The sequence below is a fragment of the Microbispora sp. NPDC004025 genome, from assembly GCF_053604425.1.
On record NZ_JBSGHN010000006.1, the window covers coordinates 142651 to 167127 of the forward strand.

Genomic DNA, 24477 nt, shown 5'->3' on the forward strand with positions numbered 1-24477 from the left:
AGCTCAGCGTGCGCGGCTGGTTATCAGATCGGTGACGACTCGCCCGTTGTCCCCCTCTCGATCAGCGGCTGTGCGCACACTGGCAATGTGACAGGGAGAGTAAAGCCGAGTCGAGAACGGGAGGGGCAATGACGGCAGACCCCACCGGATTCGGCGACGCTGAGACGACTCCGGCCTCCGCCGAAACCCCGGAGGACACGACGGCCGATGGTGAAGCGGCGACAGGTGTAGAGGCGACGCACGTGAACGTCAGGCGTGACCCCCGGATCCCAGTCACCACCGCTGCCGGGCTCGGCGCGGTGGCGGTCGTCGTGGCCCTGCTCACCGGAGGCTCGGCGCCGGTCGTGACCGCGGTCGCCGGGGTCGTCACCGGCCTGCTCGCGGCCACCTCGCTGATCATGGCCGCCACCCGCGTCGTCCCCGCCCACCGGCGTCAGCCCGGCGCGTGGCGGTGGATGGCCGCCGGGTCGCTGACCTGGCTCCTCGGCGTCGGTCTGCGGCCCGTGGCGGACGGCACGCCGTTCGTGCTCACGTTCGCCGACCTGCTCATGCTCGTCGGCTCCGTGCTGCTCGCGATCGGCTGTGGGCTGTCGGTGAAACCACCCGCGTTCACCCGCGGGGTGATACGCCAGGCGGCCGACGCCTACCTGGGCGCGGCGTCGGTCTTCGCCGTGGCCTGGGTCGCCGTGCTCGGCCCGGCGTTCAGGAAGGCGGAGGACACCGGCGCGTTCTTCGTCGCGCTCGCGCTGCCCGTGGTCTGCCTGCTCGCGACCTGTGCGGTGACACCGGCCGTGGTGGCGTCACGGTCGGGCAACCGGGTGGTCGGGCTCACCGGCGTCGGGGTGCTCACCGCGATAACGGTCGCGGAGATGGCGACGGCCCTGTCCCGTCTCGGCGGCGACATCCCGCCGCTCGCGGCCGGGCTCGTCGTCCCGGCGATGCTGCTCGTTCTCGCGGTCACCCCGTGGGTGCAGGAGGTCCGGCCGGTCAGGCCGCTGCCCGCCGCGCTGACGGCCGCCACCCCGCTGGTGCTCGTCGCCGCCGCCACGGTGATCGCCACCCTGTACGTGATCGGCGGCAGCCGCGACGCCGCTCTGGCGGTCGTGGCCGCCTCGGTCGTCCTCGTCCTGCTCGGCCGGCTGTTCGTGCTCCTGGTCGAGACCGCGGGCATGCGCCGCCTCGTCGACGTCGGCGAGCAGCAGCTGCGCAGACTCGCCGAGAACACCGGCGACGTCGTGCTCGTGTGCGACCCGGCCGGGGTCGTCCAGGAGGTCGGCCCCGGCCTCGAGACGACGTACGGCTACTGCCCCGAGGACCTCGTCTACCGGCCGATCTTCGACTACATCCACCCCGAGGACCTGCCGGCCGTGCAGGCCCTGCTCGACCGCATGACGGACGAGGACGACGGGCCCGAGCAGGAGGGCGGCACGCGGATCTCCTGCCGGTTCCGGGCCTCCGACGGCACCTGGCGGCCCACGGAGTCCGTCGCCGCCCGCCACGTGCGCGACGACGACCTCGTCCTGGTCACGATCCGCGACCTCAGCGACCAGGTGGCCCTGCGCAACCAGGTCACCCATCTGACCTTCCACGACGGGGTCACCGGGCTGCCCAACCGGGCCTACTTCGAGGAACGCGCCCGCGACGTGCTCACCCGCCGCGGCGCCGGCGGGACCGCGGTCATCTTCCTGGACCTCGACGGCTTCACCTCCGTCAACGACTCCGTGGGCCACGCCAGCGGCGATCATTTGCTCGGCCAGGCCGCCCGCCGCCTGCGCTCGGCCGTACGGGCCGACGACACCCTCGCCCGGTGGGGCGGGGACGAGTTCGCGGTGCTGCTGGAGGGCGGCGCGTCCGGCGGCACCGACGCGCAGACCGCCATCGACCTGGCGGAGCGGCTGGTCCGCGCGGTCTCCAACGAGCCGTTCCGGGTGGCGGACCGGGACGTCGCGCTGACGGCCAGCGTCGGCGTGGCCTTCGCCGAGGAGGACCTGCCTCCCGGAGACCTGCTGCGCAACGCCGACGTGGCGATGTCGCGGGCCAAGGAGCTCGGCGGGCGCCGGGTGGAGGTGTTCGCCACCCACATGCACGCCGACGTCCTGCGCCGCCTGGAGATCGCCTCCGACCTGCAGCGGGCGCTGCTGGAGAACCAGTTCGCGATCGAGTACCAGCCCGTGGTCGACCTGGCCACGTCACAGGTGACCGCCGTCGAGGCACTGGTGCGCTGGTGGCGGGGCGGCACGTTCGTGCCGCCGGAGCAGTTCCTCGGTGCCGCCGAGGACACCGGGATCATCGTGCCGCTCGGCGAGTGGATCCTGCGCGAGGCGTGCCGCGAGGTCGCCGCCTGGCGTGCGTCGTCCTGGGACATCGGGCTGGCGCTGAACCTGTCGGCGCGGCAGATCATGGCCCCGCGCTTCGTGGAGACCGTGGCCGAGGCGCTGAGCGAGAGCGGGCTGCCGGCCAGCGTGCTGACCCTCGAGGTCATCGAGGAGATGCTGGTCGACGACGCCGGAGACATGATCAGCAGGTTGTCGGAGCTGAGGGCCCTCGGCGTACGGCTGGCCATCGACGATTTCGGCACCGGCTACGCGTCGCTCGCGTTCCTGCGCCAGCTGCCGGTCGACATGATCAAAATCGACCCGTCGTTCGTCTCCGGGCTCGGCCGCGACGACACGCTGACCCTGCTGACGAAGACGATCGTGCAACTCGGCAACGACCTCGGCCTGATCGTCGTCGCCGAGGGTATCGAGCGTGCCGAGCAACTCGACCTGCTGCGCAAGATGGGCTGCACGCGCGGCCAGGGCTACCTGGTGGCCCGTCCCATGGCCGCACGCGGCGTCGACTCCCTGATGCCCACCACCACCCTCCAGAACACCGCCTGAGTGGCCCCTTGGGCCGGTGGAGGGGCGCCGGTGGCATAGCCTGGGGAGTCCGTTGTGGGTGTCTTGGATGGCGAGACGGGCGTCCCAGATGATTTGACGCGGAGGCGGTCCATCGGACATCGTGTAGCCATGCATAGCGGTGGGATTCTCGTAGTACTTCGCAGGCGCGCAGCCTGACGAAGCACTCGGTCCTGCGCGCGCCCCAGCTCCGCACAGCGGATGGGGCATTTTTTATGCCAGAAGCCACGCCAAGCAGCCCAGCCACAGCAAGCTCAGCCACAAGGAACGAGCCGATGACCGAGAAAATGACAGGTGCCCAGGCCCTCGTGCGGGCGCTGGAGCAGGTCGGGGTCGACACGGTGTTCGGGATCCCGGGCGGCGCCATCCTCCCCGCCTACGATCCCCTCTACGACTCGACCAAGGTTCGGCACGTGCTTGTACGGCACGAGCAGGGCGCCGGCCACGCGGCCGAGGGCTACGCGCAGGCGACCGGCCGGGTCGGCGTGTGCATGGCCACCAGCGGCCCGGGGGCGACCAACCTGGTCACCCCGATCGCGGACGCCTACATGGACTCGGTGCCGATCGTCGCGATCACCGGCCAGGTCGCCACGCCACTGATCGGGACCGACGCCTTCCAGGAAGCCGACATCTCCGGCATCACGATGCCGATCACCAAGCACAACTTCCTGGTCACCAAGGCCGAGGACATCCCGCGGACCATCGCCGAGGCGTTCCACGTCGCCTCCACCGGCCGTCCTGGGCCGGTCCTCGTGGACATCGCCAAGGACGCCCTGCAGGCCACGACCACCTTCTCCTGGCCGCCGGTCATGCAGCTGCCCGGCTACCGCCCGGTGACCCGGCCGCACTCCAAGCAGATCCGCGAGGCCGCCCGGCTGATGAGCGAGGCGAAGCGGCCGGTCTTCTACGTCGGCGGCGGCGTGCACAAGGCCCGGGCCGCGGCCGAGCTGCTGGAGCTGGCCGAGCTGACCGGCATCCCGGTCGTCACCACGCTGATGGCGCGGGGCACCTTCCCCGACAGCCACCCCCAGCACATGGGCATGCCCGGCATGCACGGCAGCGTGTCCGCGGTCGGCGCCCTGCAGCGCTCGGACCTGCTGATCGCGCTCGGCACCCGGTTCGACGACCGGGTGACCGGGGAGCTGTCCAGCTTCGCGCCGCACGCCAAGGTGATCCACGCCGACATCGACCCGGCGGAGATCTCCAAGAACCGGCACGCGGACGTGCCGATCGTGGGCGACTGCCGTGAGGTGATCGGCGACCTGATCACGGCGGTGCGGGCCGAGCAGGCCGAGGGCCGCAAGGGCGACTACGCCGACTGGTGGCGGATCCTGAACGGCTACAAGGAGACCTACCCGCTGGGCTACGAGGAGTTCGCCGACGGGTCGCTGGCCCCGCAGCACGTGATCGAGCGTCTCAGCGCGCTGGTGGGCCCCGACGCGATCTACACCGCGGGCGTGGGCCAGCACCAGATGTGGGCCGCGCAGTTCATCAGGTACGAGAACCCCGGGACGTTCATCAACTCCGGCGGCGCCGGCACGATGGGCTTCTCGGTCCCGGCCGCGATGGGTGCCAAGATGGGCTGCCCGGACAAGGTCGTGTGGGCGATCGACGGCGACGGCTGTTTCCAGATGACCAACCAGGAGCTGGCCACCTGCGCCATCGAGGGTGTGCCGATCAAGGTCGCCGTCATCAACAACGGTAACCTCGGCATGGTCCGCCAGTGGCAGACGCTGTTCTACGACGAGCGTTACTCCAACACCGATCTGCAGCGCGTCAAGCGGATTCCGGACTTCGTGAAGCTCGCCGAGGCGTACGGTTGTGTCGGCCTGCGGTGCGAGCGTCCGGAGGACGTGGACGAGACCATCCGCAAGGCCATGGAGATCAACGACGTGCCGGTCGTGGTGGACTTCGTCGTGCACCAGGACGCCATGGTCTGGCCGATGGTCGCCGCCGGCACCAGCAACGACGACATCAAGTACGCCCGCGACATGGCGCCGAACTGGGAGGGCGGAGAATGAGCCCCGCCCGAAGCGACAACGACCAGCAGTGCGAGGAGAAGGGCATGAGCGAGCGCAGCGCCCGTCGCATGCTGCTCCAAGCCGAAGGCGAGGAGAAGGCATGAGCCGTCACACGCTGTCCGTCTTGGTGGAGAACAAGCCGGGCGTGCTGGCCCGGGTCGCCGCCCTCTTCAGCCGGCGCGGCTTCAATATCGACTCGCTGGCCGTCGGCCCCACCGAGCACGACGACATCTCGCGGATGACCATCGTCGTGAACGTGGAGGACCTCCCGCTGGAGCAGGTCACCAAGCAGCTCAACAAGCTGGTCAACGTCATCAAGATCGTCGAGCTCGACAACAGCCAGTCGGTGCAGCGCGAGCTGATGTTGATCAAGGTGCGTACCGACTCCGAGAGCCGGTCCCACGTCCTCGAACTCGTGAACCTCTTCCGGGCGCGCTGCGTGGACGTGGCCCCGGACGCGGTCACGATCGAGGTCACCGGGACGACCGACAAGCTGGAGGCGTTCGTCCGGGTCCTTGAGCCGTACGGCATCAAGGAGCTCGTGCAGTCGGGCATGGTGGCCATCGGCCGCGGTGCCCGTTCCATCACCGACCGCTCGCTTCGCGCCCTCGACCGCAGCGCATAGGAGTGCCGGACGAATGCCGCCCGGCGCGCAGCGGGGCGGCATTCGACCCGACACGACCTAGCTCCCAAGGCAGGCACGTCGCGACGGACAACCCGTGAAAGGCAAGCAAGTGACTGAGATCTTCTACGACGACGACGCCGACCTGTCGATCATCCAGGGCCGCCACGTCGCGGTGCTGGGGTACGGCAGCCAGGGCCACGCGCACGCGCTGAGCCTGCGCGACTCGGGTGTGGACGTCCGGGTCGGCCTGCCCGAGGGCTCCAAGAGCCGGGAGAAGGCCGAGGCGGACGGGCTGCGCGTGCTGTCGCCGGGCGAGGCCGTCGAGGAGGCCGACCTCACGATGATCCTCGCGCCGGACCACATCCAGCGGCACCTGTACGCCGAGCACGTCGCGCCGAACCTCGTCGAGGGCGACGCGCTGTTCTTCGGTCACGGTCTCAACATCCGCTACGGCCTCATCGAGGCCCCGGCGGGCGTCGACGTCGCGATGGTGGCGCCGAAGGGCCCGGGTCACCTGGTCCGCCGCCAGTACGCCGCCGGCCGTGGCGTGCCCTGTCTGGTCGCCGTCGAGCGTGACGCCACCGGCAGCGCCTGGCCGCTCGTGCTGTCGTACGCCAAGGGCATCGGCGGCACCCGCGCCGGCGCGCTGAAGACCACCTTCACCGAGGAGACCGAGACCGACCTGTTCGGCGAGCAGGCCGTGCTGTGCGGCGGCGTCTCCGAGCTGATCAAGGCCGGGTTCGAGACGCTCATCGAGGCCGGCTACCAGCCGGAGGTCGCCTACTTCGAGTGCCTCCACGAGATGAAGCTGATCGTGGACCTGATGTACGAGGGCGGCGTCTCCAAGATGTACTGGTCGGTGTCCGACACCGCGGAGTACGGCGGCTACACCCGCGGCCCGCGCGTGGTCAACGAGGAGACCAAGAAGGAGATGCGCCGCATCCTGGACGAGATCCAGGACGGTCGCTTCGCCCGCGAGCTGGTCGAGGAGTTCGACTCCGGCCAGACCAACTTCAAGCGTCACCGCGAGGAGCTGGCGGTCCACCCGATCGAGCAGACCGGTGCCAAGCTCCGCCCGATGATGAGCTGGCTCAAGGGCGAGCAGGCCTGACGCTCGCGAACGCCTGCGTGACCGCGGCGCCGCCCCCCGCCCGCGAGGTGGGGAGCGGCGCCGCGTCGCGTTCGCCGGCCATCACGGGGCCGGACGCTTCAGCACCGCGCGGGCTTGAGCCAGGAGCATTCGAGGTCACCGGGCGCACGTGGGGCCGGCGGAGCGGCCTCCCGCGGCGAGGACCCTGAGGTCGTGTCGCGCGAGGCCGCCGTCTCGTCCACCGTTTCGTTCGCCGTTTCGTTCACAGGGGCCTTCCTGCTGAACTGGGCCAGCCTCACGGCGATCCGGTCCTCCAGGTCCCTCGGCGGGCCGGACAGGTAGCCGTTGCTGATGACCGAGAAGACCAGCTGCTCCCCGTCCGCGCTGGTCACGTAGCCCGACAGCGCGGTCACACCGGTCAGCGAGCCGGTCTTGGCGTGGACGTTCCCGGCCGCCGCCGTGCCGCGCATCCGGCTGCGCAGCGTCCCGCCGACCATGCGGTCGGCCTCACCGGCGATCGGCAGGGCGGCGTACCAGGTGGGGAACCAGGGCTTGCCGCGCACCGCCGCCAGCAGGGCCGTGATTCCGGCGGGTGTCAGGGCGTCGACCCGGGACAGGCCGGAGCCGTCCCGCAGCCGCAGCGTCCGCACGCCGTTCGCCTGCGCGAACGCGGTCGTCACGGCGAGGCCCGCCGCCCACGTCCCGGCGCCGGACACCTTGCGTCCCATCGCCTTGGTGAGGATCTCCGCGTGCATGTTGTTGCTCAGCTTCATGAACGGCACGGACAGCTCGCCGAGGGTCATCGACCGGCGTGAGGCGATCGTGGCCGCCTTCGCCGGGGCCGTCCCGCGCACGGTCGGCCCGAGCACCTTCACGCCGTGCCGGGCCAGCCCCTCTCGGAACAGCGTCGCCGCGTAGAGCGTGGGATCCCACACCGCGACCCACTCGTCGTACGGCTCGGAGACCGTGCCGCTGACCACGACGGTGTTGGTGCCGTGCTGCCGCTCGACGAGCACGTCCGTCTCGTCGCCGGTGACGGCCCTGTTCACGATCTTCACGTAGCCGGTCGCCGGCGTGGTCGACACCTTGGCGGCCTTGCCGGGGCCGTCCCCGGGCGCGACCGAGACGATCACCGAGCCCGCGTCGTAGTCGGTGTCGGGCGCCGCGGTCAGCGCGGAGATCTGCCCCGCGTAGTAGTACGGCTCGTCGTCCCACGCCCAGTCGGTGCCGAGCCGCACGTCGTCGAACCAGGTGTCGTCGGCGACCAGCCGTCCCGTGACGAGTTTCACTCCCGCCGCCGCGACCTCGGCGGCGAGGGCGTCGTAGTCGGCGGCGAGCAGGGTGGGGTCGCCCGTGCCCCGCAGCGTGAGATCCCCGGCGACCGTACGGCCCACGCGGGAGGCGGCGAGCACGTCCGTCGTGAAGCGGAAGTCCGTGCCGAGCGTGTCGAGGGCTGCGGCCGAGGTGAGCAGCTTGGTGTTGGAGGCGGGGGCGAACAGCTTGTCCGCGTCGAGCGAGTAGAGGTCCTCGCCGGTGGCGGCGGCGCGTACGGCGACGCCCGCCCGCGCGGGGGCCAGCCGGGAGTCGGCGAGGATCTGGTCGAGGTCGCGGGTCAGGTCCGCGACGCCGGGGGCCGGGTCCCGGGCGCCGGCGGAGGCGCCGGAGCCGGCGATCCCGATGGCCAGGACCGCTCCGGCCAGCATGGTCGTGATTCGTCGTGACAACCGCACAGTCCGCTCCCGGGTGAGTGGCTTTCCGCGATCGTCGATGAGCCACGCCAGGGCATCAATACGGAAATGTACGTATTAGGTCGTGTCCCGGGTCGCGTGGTCAGGCCGGGAGCGAGACCAGGAACACGCAGTCGCCGAAGGCCACCTCGTCACCGGCCCGTACGTGTGCGGGGCCGACCAGACGCCAGCCGTTCAACCGGGTGCCGTTCATCGAGCCGAGATCGACCAGCAGCCACGAGTCGTCGTGCTCGCGCCGCAGCTCGGCGTGGACCCGCGAGACGGTCAGGTCGGCGAGGACGAGGTCGCAGGAGGAGCCGCGGCCGACCAGGTAGCGGGCCCGGCCGTCGGCGGGCAGGGCGAGCCGGGGCATCCGGGGACGCCGCCAGGCGGACTCGATCCGGTTGCTCAGCTCCGACACTGAGGCGACGGCGTCGGTGATCCTTCGACGCCAGCGCCCGCGGTGCGGGAGGTCGGCGACCAGCTCGTCCAGCTCGTTGCGGTTGCGGGCACGAAGCGCCAGGTCCACCCGGCCGACGAAGGTCTCCATGGACAGGCGTCCTTCGGCGGCCCGGTCGCGGAGCTCGCTGAGCGCGCGCTCGCGGTCCCCGTCCGAGGCGCGAACCGGGGGAGAGCTCATGATTGGAAGTATCCGCCGCAGTGGTCCGAGGTGTCCAGAAGACCGCCGTAATCGCCTTCGATCCCGGCCCGGGAACGGGGCCGCCGGGCGTGGCGTCCCCGCTCCCGGTCGAGAGACCGATGGCGTCTCTACTGCCGGCCGAAGTCCTGGGTCCAGTACGCGCCGGAGGCCACGTACCCGACCCCGATGTCGGTGTAGGTGCAGTTGAGGATGTTCTGCCGGTGCCCGGGGCTGTTCATCCAGCCCTGCACCACCGCCTGGGCCGTGCCGTAGCCCTTGGCGATGTTCTCCGCCGCGGCCCGCCAGGTGTAGCCGGCGGCCGTGATGCGGTCGGCGAAGGAGCGGCCGTCCTTCGAGGTGTGGTCGAAGTAGTTCTTCGCGGACATGTCAGCCGAGTGGGCGTACGCGGCGGCGCGCAGGCGCGCGTCGTGCTTCAGCGGGCCGCAGCCCGCCTTGGCCCGCTCGACGTTGGTGAGGCGCACGACCTCGTTCTCGACGGCGGTGCCCACGCCCGAGCCGCTCGTGGGAGAGGCGCTGGGAGTGGCGGAGGCGGGGGCGCTCGCGGTGGGGACTGTGGAGGGACTCGCGGTGGGGACCGCGGAAGGGCTCGCCGTGGGGACGGCGGTGGGTGCCGGGGAGGCGGTGGCCGAGGGAACGGGGGCGGGGACGTCACAGTCGAGGCGCACCGGCCTCGACCGCGACACGTGGCCGCGATAGTCCGTGACCACGCTGTAGTACGCACCGTCCACGCAGGTCAGGGCGACGACGACACGCGCGTTCCTGACCACCTTGGAGCCGCTCTTGACGACGCGGTCGGGGCCGGGCCTGCTGCTCACGATCCGGACCCGGAAACGGGCGTCGTCGAAGCAACCGGCCCGAGAGCCGGCCGCGCGAATCTTGCCGTCCAGGGCGACGTAAGGCTTCGCGGCGGCGACCCGGCAGCCCCTGTGCTGGGCCTCGGCCTGAGCGGGCGCGGCCGCCATGCCGACGGCCGCGACGCTTCCGAGGCACAGGACCGCTCCGAGCGCTCTGTTCACGATCATTCCTCCAGTGGGGGTTAGACGCTGGGGAAGTCGTCATTATGGTGCGATACAGACCGACATGTGGGGATAAATCGGTCCAATCCCGAAAGAATCTACCTTCTCTTAAACATGGCTTATCCTCCGTACGTCACTAGATGTCCCATACTCTGCAGGTCAGCACCGTGATCAGCGAGGGGAACGCCTTGAGGCGCGCTTAAGGTCGTGGTCGGCCTCCCGCGCCACGCGTTCCAGCTCCTCGCGGTAGCTCTCCCACCAGGACAGGTCGCCGGCCGTCACGACGTCGTCGCCGGCCCGGTACCCGGCGCTGCCGTCGATCGACTCGCGAACGATGCCGGCGTGGCCGGCGTGCCGGTGGGTTTCGGCGATCACGTGGAGCGGACGCCGCGCACGCTGGGCGACCCCCGGGTGCGGGAGATCGCCGTCGGATTCGCGTCCGCCCTCGCTGCGGGGACGCCGCCCGTCCACACACCGCCTGGTCGATCACCGTGCTGACCCTGCGGGACTAGCGGATCTGCGAGATCAACTCATTCCTCGGCGCGGAGCACTTCGCCGGGTTCGCGCTGCCCGTCGTGCTGCCCGCCGCTCCCGGAGGCGGCGGCTGAGGCCGTGGTCCCGCCCGCGCCGACCGCGGTGGCGAGGCGGTCGGCGGTCAGGTTGTATTTGAGGGTCATCAGCACGCCCGCCAACGTGATCAGCGCGGGCACCACGGTGACGCCGATCACCACCGCGACGAGGGCGGTGTCCGGCTGGGTCACCGGATGCTCGGGGTCGGAGGAGATGAAGCCTCCTACGGTCAGCACCCAGCCGTAGGTCGTCGCCCCGAGCGCCGACACCGCGTTCTCCACCGCCGTCCACAGGCCGGTGAAGACCCCGCCCCTGCGCTCGCCGCTCACCACGCCGTCGTAGGCGATGACGTCGGCGAGCATGGAGAACTGCAGCAGTTGCAGGCCCGCGTAGCCGATGCCCACGACCATCACGCACAGATGGGCGTACAGCGAGCCGAGCGCGGGCGTCGCGAGGATCAGCAGCGCGCCCGCGGTGAACAGCGATCCGGACAGGAGCATCGCGCCGCGCTTGTCGAGTTTGCGGGCCAGCCACACCCACAGCGGCATCGTGACCAGCATCGGCCCCACGAGGGCCGCGAAGAGCGTGGTGGTGGCGGAAGTGTCGTCCAGCGCGTAGGCCGCGAAATAGGGCGCCCCCGCCAGCATCACGCCCGCCCCCAGCGTCTGCGCGGAGCTGAGCCCGAGCAGCCACATGAACGGCTTGCTCGTGCGGGCGGCGGCGAGCTGCTCCCGCAGCGTGCCCTCGGACCTCTGCTGGCCGGTGAAGGGGGCGCGGGCGGTGCCGAAGAACGATCCCAGCATCGAGACGAGCAGGATCACGCCGAAGACGATCCCCATGGTGCGGTACCCGTCGGCCGTCTCCCCGGCGATGGTCGGCGCGAGGATGCCGCTCATCGCGATCGCGATCGCGATCAGCACCATGCGCCACTGCAGCAGCGACGTCCGCTCGTGGTAGTCCGTGGTCATCTCCGCGGGCATCGCCTTGTACGGCACCTCGTACAGGGCGTAGCCGGTCGCGGCGGCGAGGAAGGTGACGCCCACGTACAGGCCGGCGGTCGTGCCGGTGAGCGGCGGCCCGGCGAACATCAGGGCGAACGACAGCGGCAGCACCAGGGCGCCCGCGAGCAGCCAGGGCCGGCGCGGTCCCCAGCGCGAGACCGTGCGGTCCGACCACCGGCCGACCAGGGTGTTGGCGACCAGGTCCCAGGCCTTGGGCAGGAAGAGCACGACGCCCGCGAACGCGGCCGGCACCGCGAGCACGTTCGTCATGTAGAAGAGCAGCAGCAGCCCGGGGATCGTGGAGAAGTTGGCCGTGCAGAACGAGCCGACGGCGTACCCGAGGCGAACCCCCAGGGTGACCTTCGACGGGGAGGGCGTCGCCGCGGTGGAGACCATGGCGCCATTCAAGCCGAGCAAGCGCCCGTTCGGAAGGACCGTCCCGCAACGGTTCGGCCGCTGCGTGATCTCCCCTCGATCTCCCCTCGATCTCCGCCGGAACGCGCCGGCGGAGATCGGAGAGGGACCCGGCGATCAGTCGCGCACGTCGGGACAGACGACGTGGGCGCCGATCTCGATCAGCCGGCGTTCCGTGTGGGCGTCGGCGACGCGGGCCATGAGCACCGGCGCCTCGCTGGCCGCCAGTTGCGGCAGCCGGGCGCGCACCCGCCGGTGCAGATCCTTGACGATGTCGTCGGCGCCGAGGATGTGCACCTTGACGTGCAGCATGATCCCCCACAGCCCCGCCGCCGTCCGCGACTCGGAGATCCACACGTGGTGGATGTAGGGGTATTCGGGCAGCAGTTCGGCGACCGCCACCCGAAGCGCCGGCAGGATCGGATGGCGCGTCCTCCGGTAGCCGGGGTCCACCACCTGCATCGCCCCCGACAGGTGCTGGCGGGGGGCGGGGACCCACTGCGCGGGCAGCGCGGCGGGCGCCTCCGGGACCGGGGCGGGCGCGGGCGGCGGGGGAGGAGCCTGCCTGCCGACCTGCGCGCGGGTCACGGTCGCCATCGCCCCGGTGGCGTACGCCGTGGGAGCGGCCGTGCCCATGGCCGACAGCGCGGGGGCGGGACCGGTGCGGGTCTCCTCCAGATAGCGCCGCAGGTCGTCGATCGGCACGGCGGCGGCCGCGGGACCGGCCGCGTCGATCACGATCTCGCGCACGCCGGTGACGCGCTGGATGTCGAGGATGGTGTCGGCGTCGCACGCCGACAACGAGTGGCTGCCACGGTGCCGGGCGTAGGTCGCCGGTCCCGTGTAGCCCAGCAGAACACGCTCGCCGTTCTGCGTCGTGCCGAGCACCACGGAGCGGTCGGGTCGGACCGCCACCAGGATGCCCCACTCCGCGAGGGCCGCCAGGAGTTGCCGGGGGCTGCCATGCCGCGCGAGAACGTCGCCCAGGGAGGGGTTCCCGATGCTCATAGCCTGAACGATAGGGACTGGACCATGGCGAATCAGGCTAATCCCGAAGATTAGGTGCGATCAATACCAAGTTGGCGACAGTCCGTATGAGATCACGGTCGCCGGGGTACACCGACCGACTGTGCCCGGGCGTGAGCGAGTCTCAGGCACCCCCCACGTCCCGGCAGTCTCTGCACGTCATTCTCCGGATGGGCGCCGTTCCGCGCCCGCCTCCTGAGCCCGTGCCACGCCGCGAACACCGGTGCCGGAGCCACCCTCGGCGCCGGGCGCGATCTGAGACCGGGTCGTCGCGTCGCCGCGATGCCGCCGTGACCTTGGGTATCTCGTATGCCGGGCGCTCGTGAGAGCTTTCACAAGGCCCGGATAGACTCACGTCGTCCGCGCCGTCGCACTTCACGAAGGACTCAACCCAGTGAACAAGCCCGTCGTACTTGTCGCAGAAGAGCTCTCAGAAGCGGGTCTCGCCGTGCTCGGCGCGGATTTCGAGGTCCGGCACACCGACGGCGCCGACCGGTCGCAGCTGCTGCCCGCCCTCGCCGACGTGGACGCTCTGATCGTGCGCAGTGCCACCCAGGTCGACGCCGAGGCGATCGCCGCGGCGCCCAAGCTGCGCGTCGTCGCCCGCGCGGGTGTGGGCCTGGACAACGTCGACGTCGAGGCCGCCACCAAGGCCGGCGTCATGGTGGTCAACGCCCCGACGTCCAACATCACCAGCGCCGCCGAGCACACGGTCGCGCTGATCCTCGCCAGCGCACGCAACGTCGCCCAGGCGCACTCCGCGCTCAAGGCCGGAGAGTGGAAGCGCTCGAAGTACACCGGCGTCGAGCTCGACGAGAAGGTCGTCGGCATCCTCGGTCTCGGCAAGATCGGCCAGCTCGTCGCGCAGCGCCTGCAGCCGTTCGGCGTCGAGCTCATCGCATACGACCCCTACCTGCAGCCGGCCCGCGCGGCGGCCATGGGCGTGCGCCTGGCGTCGCTGGAGGAGGTGCTCCAGCAGGCCGACTTCATCACGGTCCACCTGCCGAAGTCGAAGGAGACCATCGGTCTCATCGGCGACCGCGAGCTGCACATGGTCAAGCCGACCGTGCGGCTGGTCAACGTGGCCCGCGGCGGGATCATCGACGAGAACGCCCTTTACTCCGCGCTCAAGGAGGGCCGCGTCGCCGGCGCCGGCATCGACGTCTTCGCCAAGGAGCCCTGCACCGACAGCCCGCTGTTCGAGTTCGACCAGGTCGTGGCGACGCCGCACCTCGGCGCCTCCACTCACGAGGCCCAGGAGAAGGCCGGCACCCAGGTCGCCCGCAGCGTCAAGCTGGCGCTCGCCGGCGAGTTCGTGCCCGACGCGGTGAACGTCCAGGGCGGCGCGGTCGCCGAGGACGTCAAGCCGGGCCTGCCGCTCACCGAGAAGCTGGGCCGCATCTTCACCGCGCTCGCGGGCGAGGTGGCCACCCGCCTGGTCGTCGAGGTCCGTGGCGAGATCTCGGCGCAGGACGTGCGGGTCCTGGAGCTGGCCGCGCTCAAGGGCGTCTTCACCGACGTCGTTGAGGACGCGGTGACCTACGTCAACGCGCCGCTGCTGGCCAAGGACCGCGGCGTCGTGGTCGAGCTGGTCACCAGCGCGGAGAGCCCCGACTGGCGCAACGTCGTCACGGTGCGCGGCGTGCTCGCCGACGGCCGTACGGTCTCGGTCTCCGGCACCCTGTCCGGTCCCCGCCAGATCACCAAGATCGTCGAGGTCAACGGCTTCGCGATGGAGATCGAGCCGACCGAGCACCTGGCGTTCTTCACCTACGCCGACCGCCCCGGCATCGTCGGCATCGTGGGCCGCCTGCTCGGCGAGCACAGCGTGAACATCGCCTCCATGCAGGTCTCCCGGGACGTGAAGGGCGGCAAGGCGCTCATCGCGCTGACCGTCGACACGGCGATTCCGTCCGACGTCGTCGAGCAGATCGCGGGGGAGATCGGCGCCGACAGCGGCCGCACGGTCGACCTGGAGGACTGACACCAGGCATCCGCTCATCCGACGGCCCGGCGCCCCGCGCGCCGGGCCGTTCGTGTTGTCCCGGGCGGCGGACGGCGTCTCACGAAGTGAGATACTAGGTCGTCCTACGAGATTGTGGGGTAGTCTTGCGATGACGAGGCGCCCCGCACTTCCACCTGCCGCGACGGGGCCTGATCAGGGCAGGCCGGCCCGTCGCGGAGCGCCGCGCCGCCGGCCTTCGGCTCGCCCGTGACGCGTGACCCGCGTTCCACCGGCGGCTGACGTTCCCGGATCCGCGCCAGCGGGTCCGCTCTCAGCATTCCTCCGTCAAGAGAGAGAATCGCCATGTACGACATGTATCCCTGGGGTCGTTCCGAAGACGCTGAGAACGAGGCGGCCGAGGCCCTGCAGATCGCGCTCGACCGCCGCGACAACGGGGGCGCTCCGCAGCGCTGACCCCGGCGGGACCGGCGGGACCGGCTGATCGCCGCATGTGCCAATCTTTATGGCGTGGTGAGCATCGGCGGTGGGGCCGCGAACACGACCAGCCTGCTCCGGCTGATCAACCAGCGGGCGGTGTTCACCGAGATCTTCCGCCTCGGCAAGGCCTCGCGCCCGGAGCTCGCCCAGGTGACGGGACTGTCCAAGCCGACGATCTCGATGGCGCTGGCCGACCTGGAGCGTGCCAGGCTCGTCCGCCCGGTCGGGCTGCGCACCGGTGGCGCGGGACGCGCCGCGCTGCTCTACGAGATCAGGCCGGAGGCGGGCTGGGTGCTCGCCGCCGACCTCGGCCGCACCACCGTGCGGCTCGCGCTCGCCGACCTGGTGGGCGACGTCGCGGCGCGGAGGCAGGAGCCGTCGCGGGCGCACTCATACGAGAGCGCGCGGGAGCAACTGGCGCGGATGGCGGCCGAGCTGGTCGCGGAGGCGGGCCTGGAGCCCGGCGACGTCACCGTCACCGTGTTCGGCACCCCCGGCATCCACGACAAGGAGAGCGGGGCGCTGCGGCTCGCGCCGAACCTGCCGGGCTGGGAGCGGCCCGGCGCGGTGGACGCGCTGGCCGGCGTGACGGGCTCGCCGTACACGGTGGAGAACGACGTCGACCTCGCGGCCGTGGGAGAGGGCGCCTACGGCCTGGGCAAGGGGGTCTCCCACTTCGTCCTCGTGTCCATCGGGACGGGCGTCGGCATGGGCGTGGTCATCGACGGCGGCCTCTACCGGGGCGCCCGGGGAGCGGCCGGCGAGATCTCGTACCTGCCGGTGGGTGAGGACGTCCCCGGCCTCGACCGCCGGCGCGGCATGTTCGAGTCGGTGGCCTCCGCCGACGGCGTCGTCGCGGCGGCGGCACGTCTCGGCATGACGGCGGCCACGGCCAAGGAGGTTTTCGACGCCGCGCGCCGCGGCGACGCGGCCGCGTGCGCGGTGGTGGCCGCGGAGGCCGACCACGTCGCCCGCGCCCTCGCCGGGGTGATCGCCGTGCTCGATCCCGAGCTGGTCGTGCTCGGCGGCGGCATCGGCGCGCAGGCCGGCGACCTGCTCGCCGGTCCCGTGGCGGAGCGGCTGGAGACGCTGGTGGCCCTCACGCCGCCGCGGATCGAGGTGTCCACGCTCGGGGCGGACGCCGTGATCCTCGGCGCGCTGGCGGTCGGGCTGTCCACGGCACGCGACCTCGTCTTCGAGCGTGCGGTGGCAGAGGGACCCGCCTGACGGGCGCATATGTCCGAGCATGGACCGAATGGTGAGATCGTGTTTCGATCTCCGAGACAACCGGTAAGGTACACGCATGGAGTCGAGCAACATCCGCCTGGCAGTGATCCCCGGTGACGGTATCGGCACCGAGGTCGTCGCCGAAGGCCTCAAGGTCCTCAACGCCGCGGGCGTCAAGTCCGAGACCACCGAGTACGACCTCGGGGCCAGGCGCTACCACGCGACAGGGCAGACGCTTCCCGACGAGGTCCTCGACGAACTGCGCGGCTACGACGCGATCCTGCTGGGCGCCGTCGGCGACCCGAGCGTGCCGCCCGGCATCCTGGAGCGCGAGCTGCTGCTGCGCCTGCGCTTCGAGCTCGACCACTACGTGAACCTCCGTCCGGTCAAGCTGTTCCCCGGCGTGACGACTCCGCTCGGGGAGTCCCGCCCCGAGGACATCGACATGATCGTCGTCCGCGAGGGCACCGAGGGTCCGTACGCCGGAGCCGGCGGCGTGATGCGCCGCGGCACGCCGCATGAGATCGCCACCCAGGAGTCGCTCAACACGGCGTACGGCGTCGAGCGCGTCGCGCGCTACGCCTTCGAGAAGGCCCTGAGCCGGCCGCGCCGCAAGCTGACGCTGGTCCACAAGACCAACGTGCTGACGTTCGCCGGCGACCTGTGGGCGCGCACCGTCGACCGGCTCAGCCTGGAGTTCCCCGAGGTCGAGACCGACTACTGCCACGTCGACGCCGCCTCCATGTTCTTCATCACCCAGCCGCAGCGGTTCGACGTGATCGTCACCGACAACCTGTTCGGCGACATCCTGACCGACATCGGCGCGGCGATCGCCGGCGGCATCGGCCTGGCGGCCAGCGGCAACGTCAACCCGGCCCGCACGGCGCCGTCCATGTTCGAGCCCGTCCACGGCAGCGCGCCGGACATCGCGGGCCAGGGCAAGGCCGACCCGACCGCCACGATCCTGTCGGTCGCCATGCTCCTCGACCACCTCGGTCACGCCGAGGCGTCGGCCCGCGTCGAGCAGGCCGTGGCCGACGACCTGATCGAGCGTCAGAGCGCGTGGACCGCGCGCTCCACCCGCGAGATCGGCGACGACATCGCCGCCCGAGTAGCCGGCTGATCCCGGCCGCTCATCACGACCTCACGCGCATGGCGGCCCGGTATGGGCCGCCATGCGCTTTTTCATACCTGCCGAATGCCCTAGTTTTCCCTTAGCCGTCTCGTCGCACAATTACTACGACGACGAAGAGAGAAGGACCTCGCCATGACCACCCACCTCAGGTTCGACGTGCAGCTCAATCCGCAGGCCCGCAGCGCGGCCGAGCGTGAGCAGGTGCTGGCGAGCCCCGGCTTCGGTCAGGTCTTCACCGACCACATGATCTCCATCGACTGGACCGAAGGGGAGGGCTGGCACGACGCGAAGCTCCAGCCGTACGGTCCGCTCGTCCTCGACCCCGCCACGTCGGTGTTCCACTACGCGCAGGAGCTGTTCGAGGGGCTCAAGGCGTACCGGCAGTCGAACGGCTCGATCGTCGCCTTCCGGCCGTACGCGAACGCGGCGCGGTTCAACCAGTCGGCGCTGCGGATGGCGATGCCGGAGATCCCCGAGGACACGTTCGTCGAGTCGCTCGAACTCCTCGTGCAGACCGACCGCGACTGGGTGCCGACCACCGAGGGCCACAGCCTTTACCTGCGCCCCTTCATGATCGCCACGCAGCCCGCCCTCGGGGTGAACCACCCCTCGCGGAACTACAAGTACATGGTGATCGCCTCGCCCGCCGCGTCGTACTTCACCGGCGGCCTCAAGCCGGTCTCGGTCTGGCTGTCCACCGAGTACACCCGCGCCGCGCCCGGCGGCACCGGCTTCGCCAAGTGCGGCGGCAACTACGCGGCGGCGTTCGTGGCCCAGCGGCAGGCCGTCGAGGAGGGCTGCGACCAGGTGGTCTGGCTCGACGCGTTCGAGCACCGGTGGGTCGAGGAGATGGGCGGGATGAACCTGTTCTTCGTCTTCGGCGACCGCCTCGTCACCCCGGCGCTCACCGGGACGCTGCTGCCCGGCATCACCCGCGACTCGATCCTCAGCCTGGCCGGCGAGCTGGGATACACGGTCGAGGAGGGCAAGATCTCCATCGAGGACTGGCAGGCAGGCTGTGAGTCGGGCGAGCTCACCGAGGTCTTCGCCTGCGGCACCGCCGCAGTGGTCACCCCCGTCGGCTCGGTCAAGGGCGTCGACCGGAGCTGGATCGTCGGCGACGGCACCCCCGGGCCGGTCACGATGAAGATTCGCGAGGAACTCGTGGGCATCCAGTACGGCAGCCGCCCCGACGCCCACCACTGGATCCACAAGATCTGCTGACGGACGCGGCGCCGTACGGCGCTCGCCGTCCGCTGCTCCCTGTCGCGGTGCGCCCCGCCGTCAGGCCATGCGCGCACCGTGTAACGGGCCGGGTGATCTTCCGGAGCCGTGTTCGCGGGCCCGGCTCAGCCGTACGCGACCGGGCAGGCCGTGCCCTTCCCGAGGGTGGACAGCGACACCAGCCCTCCGATCAGACCGGCGCTCACGCTGACCCTCGCGCCGGCCAGGATCAGCGACCGGCCGGGGCACGGCGCCGCGACGGTCGCGAGGGGCATCGGTGCGGCGGACACGACGGGCGTGGGCGTGGGCGTCGCCGTCACCGTGACGGTGACCGTGGGCACCGGAGCCGGTCTGGCCGCGGGCCGCTCGGTCTCGCGCGGGCCGGCGACGGTCACGTGCTGGGTGATGTTGCAGACCCGGGCGCGCCGGCACAGTGCGTTCTGCACGTTCGAGGAGCCGCCGGCGGTGTTGGCGCTCGTGTGCTGGTAGCCCCGGTTGCGCGTGGTCCCTTCCACGGACAGCTTCGTGCCGGGGCGGTCGCGCGGGTCCTTCCCGGTGGGGGCCGCGACGTTCCGCTCCGCGCGGTCGCCGCGGCCGTGCCCGTTGTCGGCGGCGGCCCCGAGCGCGCCGACGGTGGTGACGAGGGCGGTCGCGGCCGAAGTGCCGACGAGTAGGAAACCGGCGAGTCTGCCGTGGAACGCCCCGCCGCCGCGCCGACCAGTCATGCGTCGCCCCCTGCTGTAGGAAACCTGCTGTAGGAAAACCTGCTGTACGAAAACGAGTCCTGGCGAAGAGGTTCATGAATACGAACCGCTTCGCGAGCGTACTCGCCGATGGGGCGTTGATCGTGTGTCCCGCAGGCGTATGGCAGGTTATTACGGCGTCCTTGCCCGGAGTGACGAATAAAACCGGCGATCTCCCTGCAAACGGCCACGTGGACAACGGCCGTGCGGCCGGTCGCAGGCGGGTCGCCACTCGGACGGCGCCGAGGTCGCGGCCGCCCTTCCGGTCATCGTGTCCGATGTGGCCGCGCTGACCTGCGCGAACACTCCCGGACATCTCGTACTATGAGATCGATGTGCCAGAGGGTGACCGGCTGTGGCAAACTGCTCAGCACCATGTACTACGGTCTGCTCATTATCGGCAGGCGCGCCGGCTGAAGGACATCGCCGGCGCGCAGACCTCTCACGTCCGTGAGGGGTCTTTTTGTTTGGGCCTCGAGCCGATTCACAGGCCGATGAGCGCGCGGCGAGACACAACCCCGCGAAGGAGACACAGAGATGGCCGACGATCGTTTCCATGTGTACGACACGACGCTCCGCGACGGCGCCCAGCAGGAGGGGCTGAACCTCACCGTCGCCGACAAGCTTGCCATCGCGCGTCACCTGGACGGCCTCGGCGTCGGCTTCATCGAGGGCGGCTGGCCGGGCGCCAACCCCAAGGACACCGAGTTCTTCCGGCGGGCTCAGACCGAGCTCGACCTGAAGCACGCGCAGCTCGCCGCGTTCGGCGCGACCCGCCGGGCGGGCGTGAAGGCCGCCGACGACCCGCTGGTGGCCGCGCTGCGCGAATCCGGCGCGCCGATCGTGACGCTCGTGGCCAAGAGCCACGACCGCCACGTGGAACTGGCCCTCCGCACGACGCTGGAGGAGAACCTCGCGATGATCCGCGACACGGTCTCCCACCTGACGGCGGAGGGCCAGCGCGTCTTCCTCGACGCCGAGCACTTCTTCGACGGCTACCGCTCCAACCCCGCGTACGCGCTGGAGGTGCTGCGCACGGCCGCGGAGGCCGGGGCGTCGGTGGTCGCGCTGTGCGACACCAACGGCGGCATGCTGCCCGACGAGCTGGCCGACGTGGTGCACGAGGCGGCCGGCACCGGAGCCCGGATCGGCATCCACTGCCACGACGACACCGGCTGCGCGGTCGCCAACACGCTGGCCGCGGTGAAGGCCGGCGCCACGCACGTGCAGGGCTGCGCCAACGGGTACGGCGAGCGCTCCGGCAACGCCAACCTGTTCACCGTGGTGGCGAACCTCCAGCTCAAGCGGGGATTCGACCTCGTGCCGCCGCAGTCGCTGCGCGACATGACCCGCATCGCCCACGCGATCACCGAGGTCACCAACGTCACGCCGAACTCGCACCAGCCGTACGTCGGCACGTCGGCCTTCGCCCACAAGGCGGGCCTGCACGCGTCGGCGATCAAGGTGGACCCGAACCTCTACCAGCACATCGACCCCGCCGAGGTCGGCAACGACATGCGGATGCTGGTCTCCGACATGGCGGGGCGAGCCTCCGTGGAGCTGAAGGGCCGCGAGCTGGGCTACGAGCTCAGTGGAGAGCAGTCCAGGCGGCTGGTCGAGCGGGTCAAGGACCTGGAGGCCAAGGGGCACACGTTCGAGGCGGCCGACGCGTCGTTCGAGCTGCTGCTGCGCGACACGGTCGACGGCGAGCTCCGGCGCTACTTCACGGTCGAGTCGTGGCGGGTGATCGTCGAGCGCCGGCCCGGCGGCGACGTGGTCAGCGAGGCGACCGTCAAGCTCCACGCCAAGGGTGAGCGGATCATCGCGACCGGCGAGGGGAACGGCCCGGTCAACGCGCTCGACCGGGCGGTGCGGCTGGCGCTGGAGAAGCTCTACCCCGAGCTCGCGGGGGTCGAGCTGATCGACTTCAAGGTCCGCATCCTGGAGGGCACCCACGGCACGGACGCGATCACCCGGGTGCTGATCACCTCCAGCGACGCGACCGGAGAATGGGCCACCGTCGGGGTGGGCGAGAACGTCATCGAGGCGTCCTGGCAGGCGCTGGAGCAGGCGGTGACGTACGGCCTGCTGCGGGCAGGCCACAGCGCCTGACCTGCGATCCGGGTGGAGTGAGTGGTGCTCACGTTCTGCAGGTGAATGCAGTGGTTTTAGTGACATTTAGTCTAGTTGGTGCTTAGATAGGCAAAGCTCTGAGGCGGTCATCGCCACGATCGGCGACGCCGGCCGCGGTTCCAGCCTCAGCGCCAATGCTCTGGCTCGACGGAGGGTGACGGCAAGAAGCATCTGTGCACGCAACCCCTGTAGGCCCGCGGCGTCCGCGCCCGTCTCCTGATCTGTCCATCGGAGGCGGCCGCGTCGCGGGAGCCGAGCCACGTCTGTCACTATGGCCAGCCGCGTGACTGCCCCGAGTATGGAAATCTTCGGACGGCAGTCATCCCCCTCGCTGGTGCACCCCATATGGGAGGGTCTGTGAACACCTCGTCCTATTACGACCAGATCGGCGGCGCACCGGTCGTGCGCGACGTCGTCGACCGCTTCTACGTCCGCGTGCTCGGCGACGACGATCTCAAGCCGTACTTCGTCGGCGTCGACATGCCCAGGCTGAAGCGGCACATGGTCGTGCTGCTGTGCTCGGTCCTCGGCGGCCCGGAGCCGTACGAGGGTCGTGACCTGGGCGAGGCCCACGCCGGCATGGGCATCACGTCCGAGCATTACGACAAGGTGGGTGAGCACCTCTTCGCGGTCCTGCAGGAGAGCGGCGTCGGCGAGGACATCCTGCGCGACGTCGGCCTCGTCCTCGGCAAGGTGAAGTCGTCCATCGTCGCCGAGCCCGCGGAAACGGCCGACTGAGTGGATACGCAGGCTCTCAAGGACAGCTGGCACCTCGTCTCCCGTTCGGGTGACCAGGTGCCGCTGTACTTCTACTCGGTTCTCTTCCTGATGAACCCGGACGTGCGTGACATGTTCCCGGTGTCGATGGCACGCCAGCGCGACAAGCTCGTGACCGCGCTCGGGCAGGTCGTCAGCAACGTCGACCAGGTGGAGGGCGTCGTCCCGTTCCTCCAGCAGCTCGGCCGCGACCACCGCAAGTTCGGGGTCACCGCCACGCACTACCCCGCCGTCGGACAGGCGCTGCTCGCCACGCTCGAGCACTTCCTGGGCGACCGGTGGACCCCCGCGCTCGCGCACGACTGGACGCAGGCGTACAACCTGGTCGCCCAGGTGATGGTCGACGCCGCCAACGACGCGTCGAAGGTCTCCCCGCCCTGGTGGGAGGCGGAGATCGTCAGCCATGAGATGCGCACCCTCGGCATCGCTGTCATCCGCGCCCGGCTGAACTACCAGTACCCCTTCCGGCCGGGCCAGTCGGCGTCGATCTCCTACGCCGTTCGCCCGCGTATCTGGCGGTTCTACTCGTTCGCCAACGCGCCGCGCCAGGACAACACCATCGACCTGCACGTACGTATGGTCGACGGCGGCGTGCTCAGCTCCGCGCTCGTCATGGGCGCGCGGCGGGGCGAGATGCTGCGCGTGGGCGCCGCGGTGGGGGAACGGCTGACGCTCTCCCCGGACGTCCAGGGCGACCTGCTCATGATCGCGGGCGGCACCGGCCTCGCGCCGATGAAGGCGTTGGTGGAGCAGATCGCCTACGAGGGCCCGACGCGCAGGGTGGACCTCGTCATGGGCGCCCGGACCTCCAGGGAGTTGTACGACTACGAGTCGCTTGCCAAGATGGCCGCCGAGCACCCCTGGCTGAACGTCGTGCCGGTCGTCTCCCACGATCCCTTCTTCCGGGGCGCCCGCGGTTACGCCGTGGACGTCGCGCTGCAGGGATGGCGTGGCCAGCATGTCTTCGTCTGCGGATCCGAGGAGATGGTCCAGGCCACGGTCGGACGACTGATTGACGCCGGGGTGCCTACCGAGCAGATCCACTTCGACGAGTTCACGAGCGACAGAGGTCGGGAGTCATGACGGCAGAGATGCCCTGGGGAAGCCCGGCGGGCGAGCGCCAGCCCCTCACCCCGGATCGGGTCCGCAAGCAGGAGTTCACGCGCACCTCGCTCGGGCGCCGCGGCTACAGCGAGGACGAGGTGCGCGCGTTCCTCTACCGCGTCGCGGAGGACATGGCGACCAGCGACAAGGAGAAGGCGGACCTGCGGGCGTACATCGACCGCATGAAGCAGTGGTATAAGGAACACGGCCTCAACCCGGAGCAGTCCGCCGCGCCGCAGACCCTCAGCGTCGACGCCATCAACATCCTGTCCCGCGCGCAGCAGACCGCCGACGCCCAGATCGCGGAGGCGGAGGACTACGCGCGGCGGATCGTGGGCCAGGCCCGCCAGCAGTACGAGGAGCTGCTGCTGGAGGCGCAGCGGCAGGCGGAGGAGGCCGCCAACCAGGCGGTCGGCGCCTACCGCGCCTCCGGCAACGGGCTGCAGAGCGCCGAGGCCGAGGAGCTGGAGCGCAGGATCGCCTACCTGCGTACGTTCGCGGACGTCACCCAGGTGCAGTTGCGCGCGGTCCTGGAGGGACTCGCGCATGAGGTCGACAAGCTCGGCCACGTGCCCGACCAGGCCAAGCAGCTGGCGGGCGGCTCCTCGTCGCCGTCGGTGTACGGATAGCCGCCCGCCGGTCT

At 70.7% G+C, this 24477-nt stretch carries 19 protein-coding genes; 12 read left to right on the forward strand and 7 right to left on the reverse strand.

From position 1 onward, the window contains the following. Positions 1-242 precede the first annotated feature (242 nt). The 4 genes from ACWEQG_RS18010 to ilvC all read left to right on the forward strand — a co-directional run bounded on the left by ACWEQG_RS18010 (position 243) and on the right by ilvC (position 6654). Positions 243-2879, forward strand: a complete 2637-nt coding sequence (locus ACWEQG_RS18010) for a putative bifunctional diguanylate cyclase/phosphodiesterase (RefSeq protein WP_452285965.1) — start codon at positions 243-245, stop codon at positions 2877-2879. Between the two features lie 233 nt (positions 2880-3112). Further along, positions 3113-4918, forward strand: a complete 1806-nt coding sequence (locus ACWEQG_RS18015; RefSeq protein WP_452285967.1) for an acetolactate synthase large subunit — start codon at positions 3113-3115, stop codon at positions 4916-4918. 100 nt (positions 4919-5018) lie between these two features. Next, the gene (ilvN, locus tag ACWEQG_RS18020; protein ID WP_030506098.1) at positions 5019-5543 is read left to right on the forward strand and encodes an acetolactate synthase small subunit; all 525 of its coding nucleotides are present in this window, start codon (positions 5019-5021) and stop codon (positions 5541-5543) included. A gap of 118 nt (positions 5544-5661) precedes the next feature. Next, positions 5662-6654, forward strand: a complete 993-nt coding sequence (ilvC, locus tag ACWEQG_RS18025; RefSeq protein ID WP_169984330.1) for a ketol-acid reductoisomerase — start codon at positions 5662-5664, stop codon at positions 6652-6654. A 98-nt stretch (positions 6655-6752) separates the two neighbouring features. Here ilvC and dacB read toward each other — a convergent pair whose 3' ends face one another. The 6 genes from dacB to ACWEQG_RS18055 form a co-directional block, all read right to left on the reverse strand. Further along, the gene (gene dacB, locus ACWEQG_RS18030; protein ID WP_452285969.1) at positions 6753-8363 is read right to left on the reverse strand and encodes a D-alanyl-D-alanine carboxypeptidase/D-alanyl-D-alanine endopeptidase; all 1611 of its coding nucleotides are present in this window, start codon (positions 8361-8363) and stop codon (positions 6753-6755) included. A 100-nt stretch (positions 8364-8463) separates the two neighbouring features. Continuing rightward, complete coding sequence (locus ACWEQG_RS18035) at positions 8464-9000, reverse strand: FHA domain-containing protein (protein ID WP_452285971.1); 537 nt, start codon at positions 8998-9000, stop codon at positions 8464-8466. A 128-nt stretch (positions 9001-9128) separates the two neighbouring features. Then, entirely contained in the window at positions 9129-10037 is a 909-nt protein-coding gene (locus tag ACWEQG_RS18040) for a CAP domain-containing protein (protein WP_452285973.1), read from the reverse strand. 171 nt (positions 10038-10208) lie between these two features. Next, positions 10209-10508 carry a mycothiol transferase gene (locus tag ACWEQG_RS18045; RefSeq protein WP_452285975.1) on the reverse strand — a complete coding sequence of 100 codons (300 nt, stop codon included), beginning with the start codon at positions 10506-10508 and terminating at the stop codon, positions 10209-10211. A gap of 59 nt (positions 10509-10567) precedes the next feature. Beyond that, positions 10568-12004, reverse strand: a complete 1437-nt coding sequence (locus tag ACWEQG_RS18050; protein ID WP_452285977.1) for an MFS transporter — start codon at positions 12002-12004, stop codon at positions 10568-10570. Between the two features lie 135 nt (positions 12005-12139). Then, complete coding sequence (locus ACWEQG_RS18055) at positions 12140-13030, reverse strand: hypothetical protein (RefSeq protein WP_363462815.1); 891 nt, start codon at positions 13028-13030, stop codon at positions 12140-12142. Between the two features lie 412 nt (positions 13031-13442). On the opposite strand from ACWEQG_RS18055, the gene serA reads away from it, so the two are divergent. The 4 genes from serA (at position 13443) to ACWEQG_RS18075 (ending at position 19077) form a co-directional block, all read left to right on the forward strand. Next, on the forward strand, positions 13443-15032 hold the full coding sequence (gene serA, locus ACWEQG_RS18060; RefSeq protein WP_363462814.1) for a phosphoglycerate dehydrogenase: 1590 nt from the start codon (positions 13443-13445) through the stop codon (positions 15030-15032). 489 nt (positions 15033-15521) lie between these two features. Beyond that, on the forward strand, positions 15522-16718 hold the full coding sequence (locus ACWEQG_RS18065) for an ROK family protein (protein ID WP_452285979.1): 1197 nt from the start codon (positions 15522-15524) through the stop codon (positions 16716-16718). A gap of 76 nt (positions 16719-16794) precedes the next feature. Further along, positions 16795-17841: a 3-isopropylmalate dehydrogenase gene (locus tag ACWEQG_RS18070; RefSeq protein WP_452285981.1), complete on the forward strand. Its 1047-nt coding sequence runs from the start codon at positions 16795-16797 to the stop codon at positions 17839-17841. Positions 17842-17985: 144 nt separating this feature from the next. Further along, positions 17986-19077 (forward strand): branched-chain amino acid aminotransferase, encoded by a 1092-nt coding sequence (locus tag ACWEQG_RS18075; RefSeq protein ID WP_452285983.1) that lies wholly within the window; start codon positions 17986-17988, stop codon positions 19075-19077. Between the two features lie 125 nt (positions 19078-19202). Here ACWEQG_RS18075 and ACWEQG_RS18080 read toward each other — a convergent pair whose 3' ends face one another. Beyond that, positions 19203-19802: a hypothetical protein gene (locus tag ACWEQG_RS18080; RefSeq protein WP_452285985.1), complete on the reverse strand. Its 600-nt coding sequence runs from the start codon at positions 19800-19802 to the stop codon at positions 19203-19205. Between the two features lie 555 nt (positions 19803-20357). On the opposite strand from ACWEQG_RS18080, the gene cimA reads away from it, so the two are divergent. The 4 genes from cimA to ACWEQG_RS18100 all read left to right on the forward strand — a co-directional run bounded on the left by cimA (position 20358) and on the right by ACWEQG_RS18100 (position 24463). After that, positions 20358-21932 (forward strand): citramalate synthase, encoded by a 1575-nt coding sequence (gene cimA, locus ACWEQG_RS18085; protein WP_452285987.1) that lies wholly within the window; start codon positions 20358-20360, stop codon positions 21930-21932. A gap of 378 nt (positions 21933-22310) precedes the next feature. After that, positions 22311-22691, forward strand: coding sequence for a group I truncated hemoglobin (locus ACWEQG_RS18090; protein ID WP_452285988.1), 381 nt, complete (start codon positions 22311-22313; stop codon positions 22689-22691). Further along, on the forward strand, positions 22692-23813 hold the full coding sequence (locus ACWEQG_RS18095) for a globin domain-containing protein (protein ID WP_452285990.1): 1122 nt from the start codon (positions 22692-22694) through the stop codon (positions 23811-23813). Beyond that, positions 23810-24463 carry a DivIVA domain-containing protein gene (locus tag ACWEQG_RS18100; protein WP_452285992.1) on the forward strand — a complete coding sequence of 218 codons (654 nt, stop codon included), beginning with the start codon at positions 23810-23812 and terminating at the stop codon, positions 24461-24463. The genes ACWEQG_RS18095 and ACWEQG_RS18100 overlap by 4 nt, the downstream gene beginning before the upstream one ends. Positions 24464-24477 lie beyond the last annotated feature (14 nt).

Excerpts from the sequence above, each read along its gene's own strand:
- ACWEQG_RS18075 (WP_452285983.1), top strand. The coding sequence starts at position 17,986 with ATGACCACCCACCTCAGGTTCGACGTGCAGCTCAATCCGCAGGCCCGC.
- ACWEQG_RS18070 (WP_452285981.1), top strand. The coding sequence starts at position 16,795 with ATGGAGTCGAGCAACATCCGCCTGGCAGTGATCCCCGGTGACGGTATC.
- ACWEQG_RS18080 (WP_452285985.1), bottom strand. The coding sequence starts at position 19,802 with ATGACTGGTCGGCGCGGCGGCGGGGCGTTCCACGGCAGACTCGCCGGT.
- ilvN (WP_030506098.1), top strand. The coding sequence starts at position 5,019 with ATGAGCCGTCACACGCTGTCCGTCTTGGTGGAGAACAAGCCGGGCGTG.
- ACWEQG_RS18100 (WP_452285992.1), top strand. The coding sequence starts at position 23,810 with ATGACGGCAGAGATGCCCTGGGGAAGCCCGGCGGGCGAGCGCCAGCCC.
- ACWEQG_RS18055 (WP_363462815.1), bottom strand. The coding sequence starts at position 13,030 with ATGAGCATCGGGAACCCCTCCCTGGGCGACGTTCTCGCGCGGCATGGC.
- cimA (WP_452285987.1), top strand. The coding sequence starts at position 20,358 with ATGGCCGACGATCGTTTCCATGTGTACGACACGACGCTCCGCGACGGC.
- ACWEQG_RS18050 (WP_452285977.1), bottom strand. The coding sequence starts at position 12,004 with ATGGTCTCCACCGCGGCGACGCCCTCCCCGTCGAAGGTCACCCTGGGG.
- ACWEQG_RS18035 (WP_452285971.1), bottom strand. The coding sequence starts at position 9,000 with ATGAGCTCTCCCCCGGTTCGCGCCTCGGACGGGGACCGCGAGCGCGCG.
- ACWEQG_RS18015 (WP_452285967.1), top strand. The coding sequence starts at position 3,113 with ATGCCAGAAGCCACGCCAAGCAGCCCAGCCACAGCAAGCTCAGCCACA.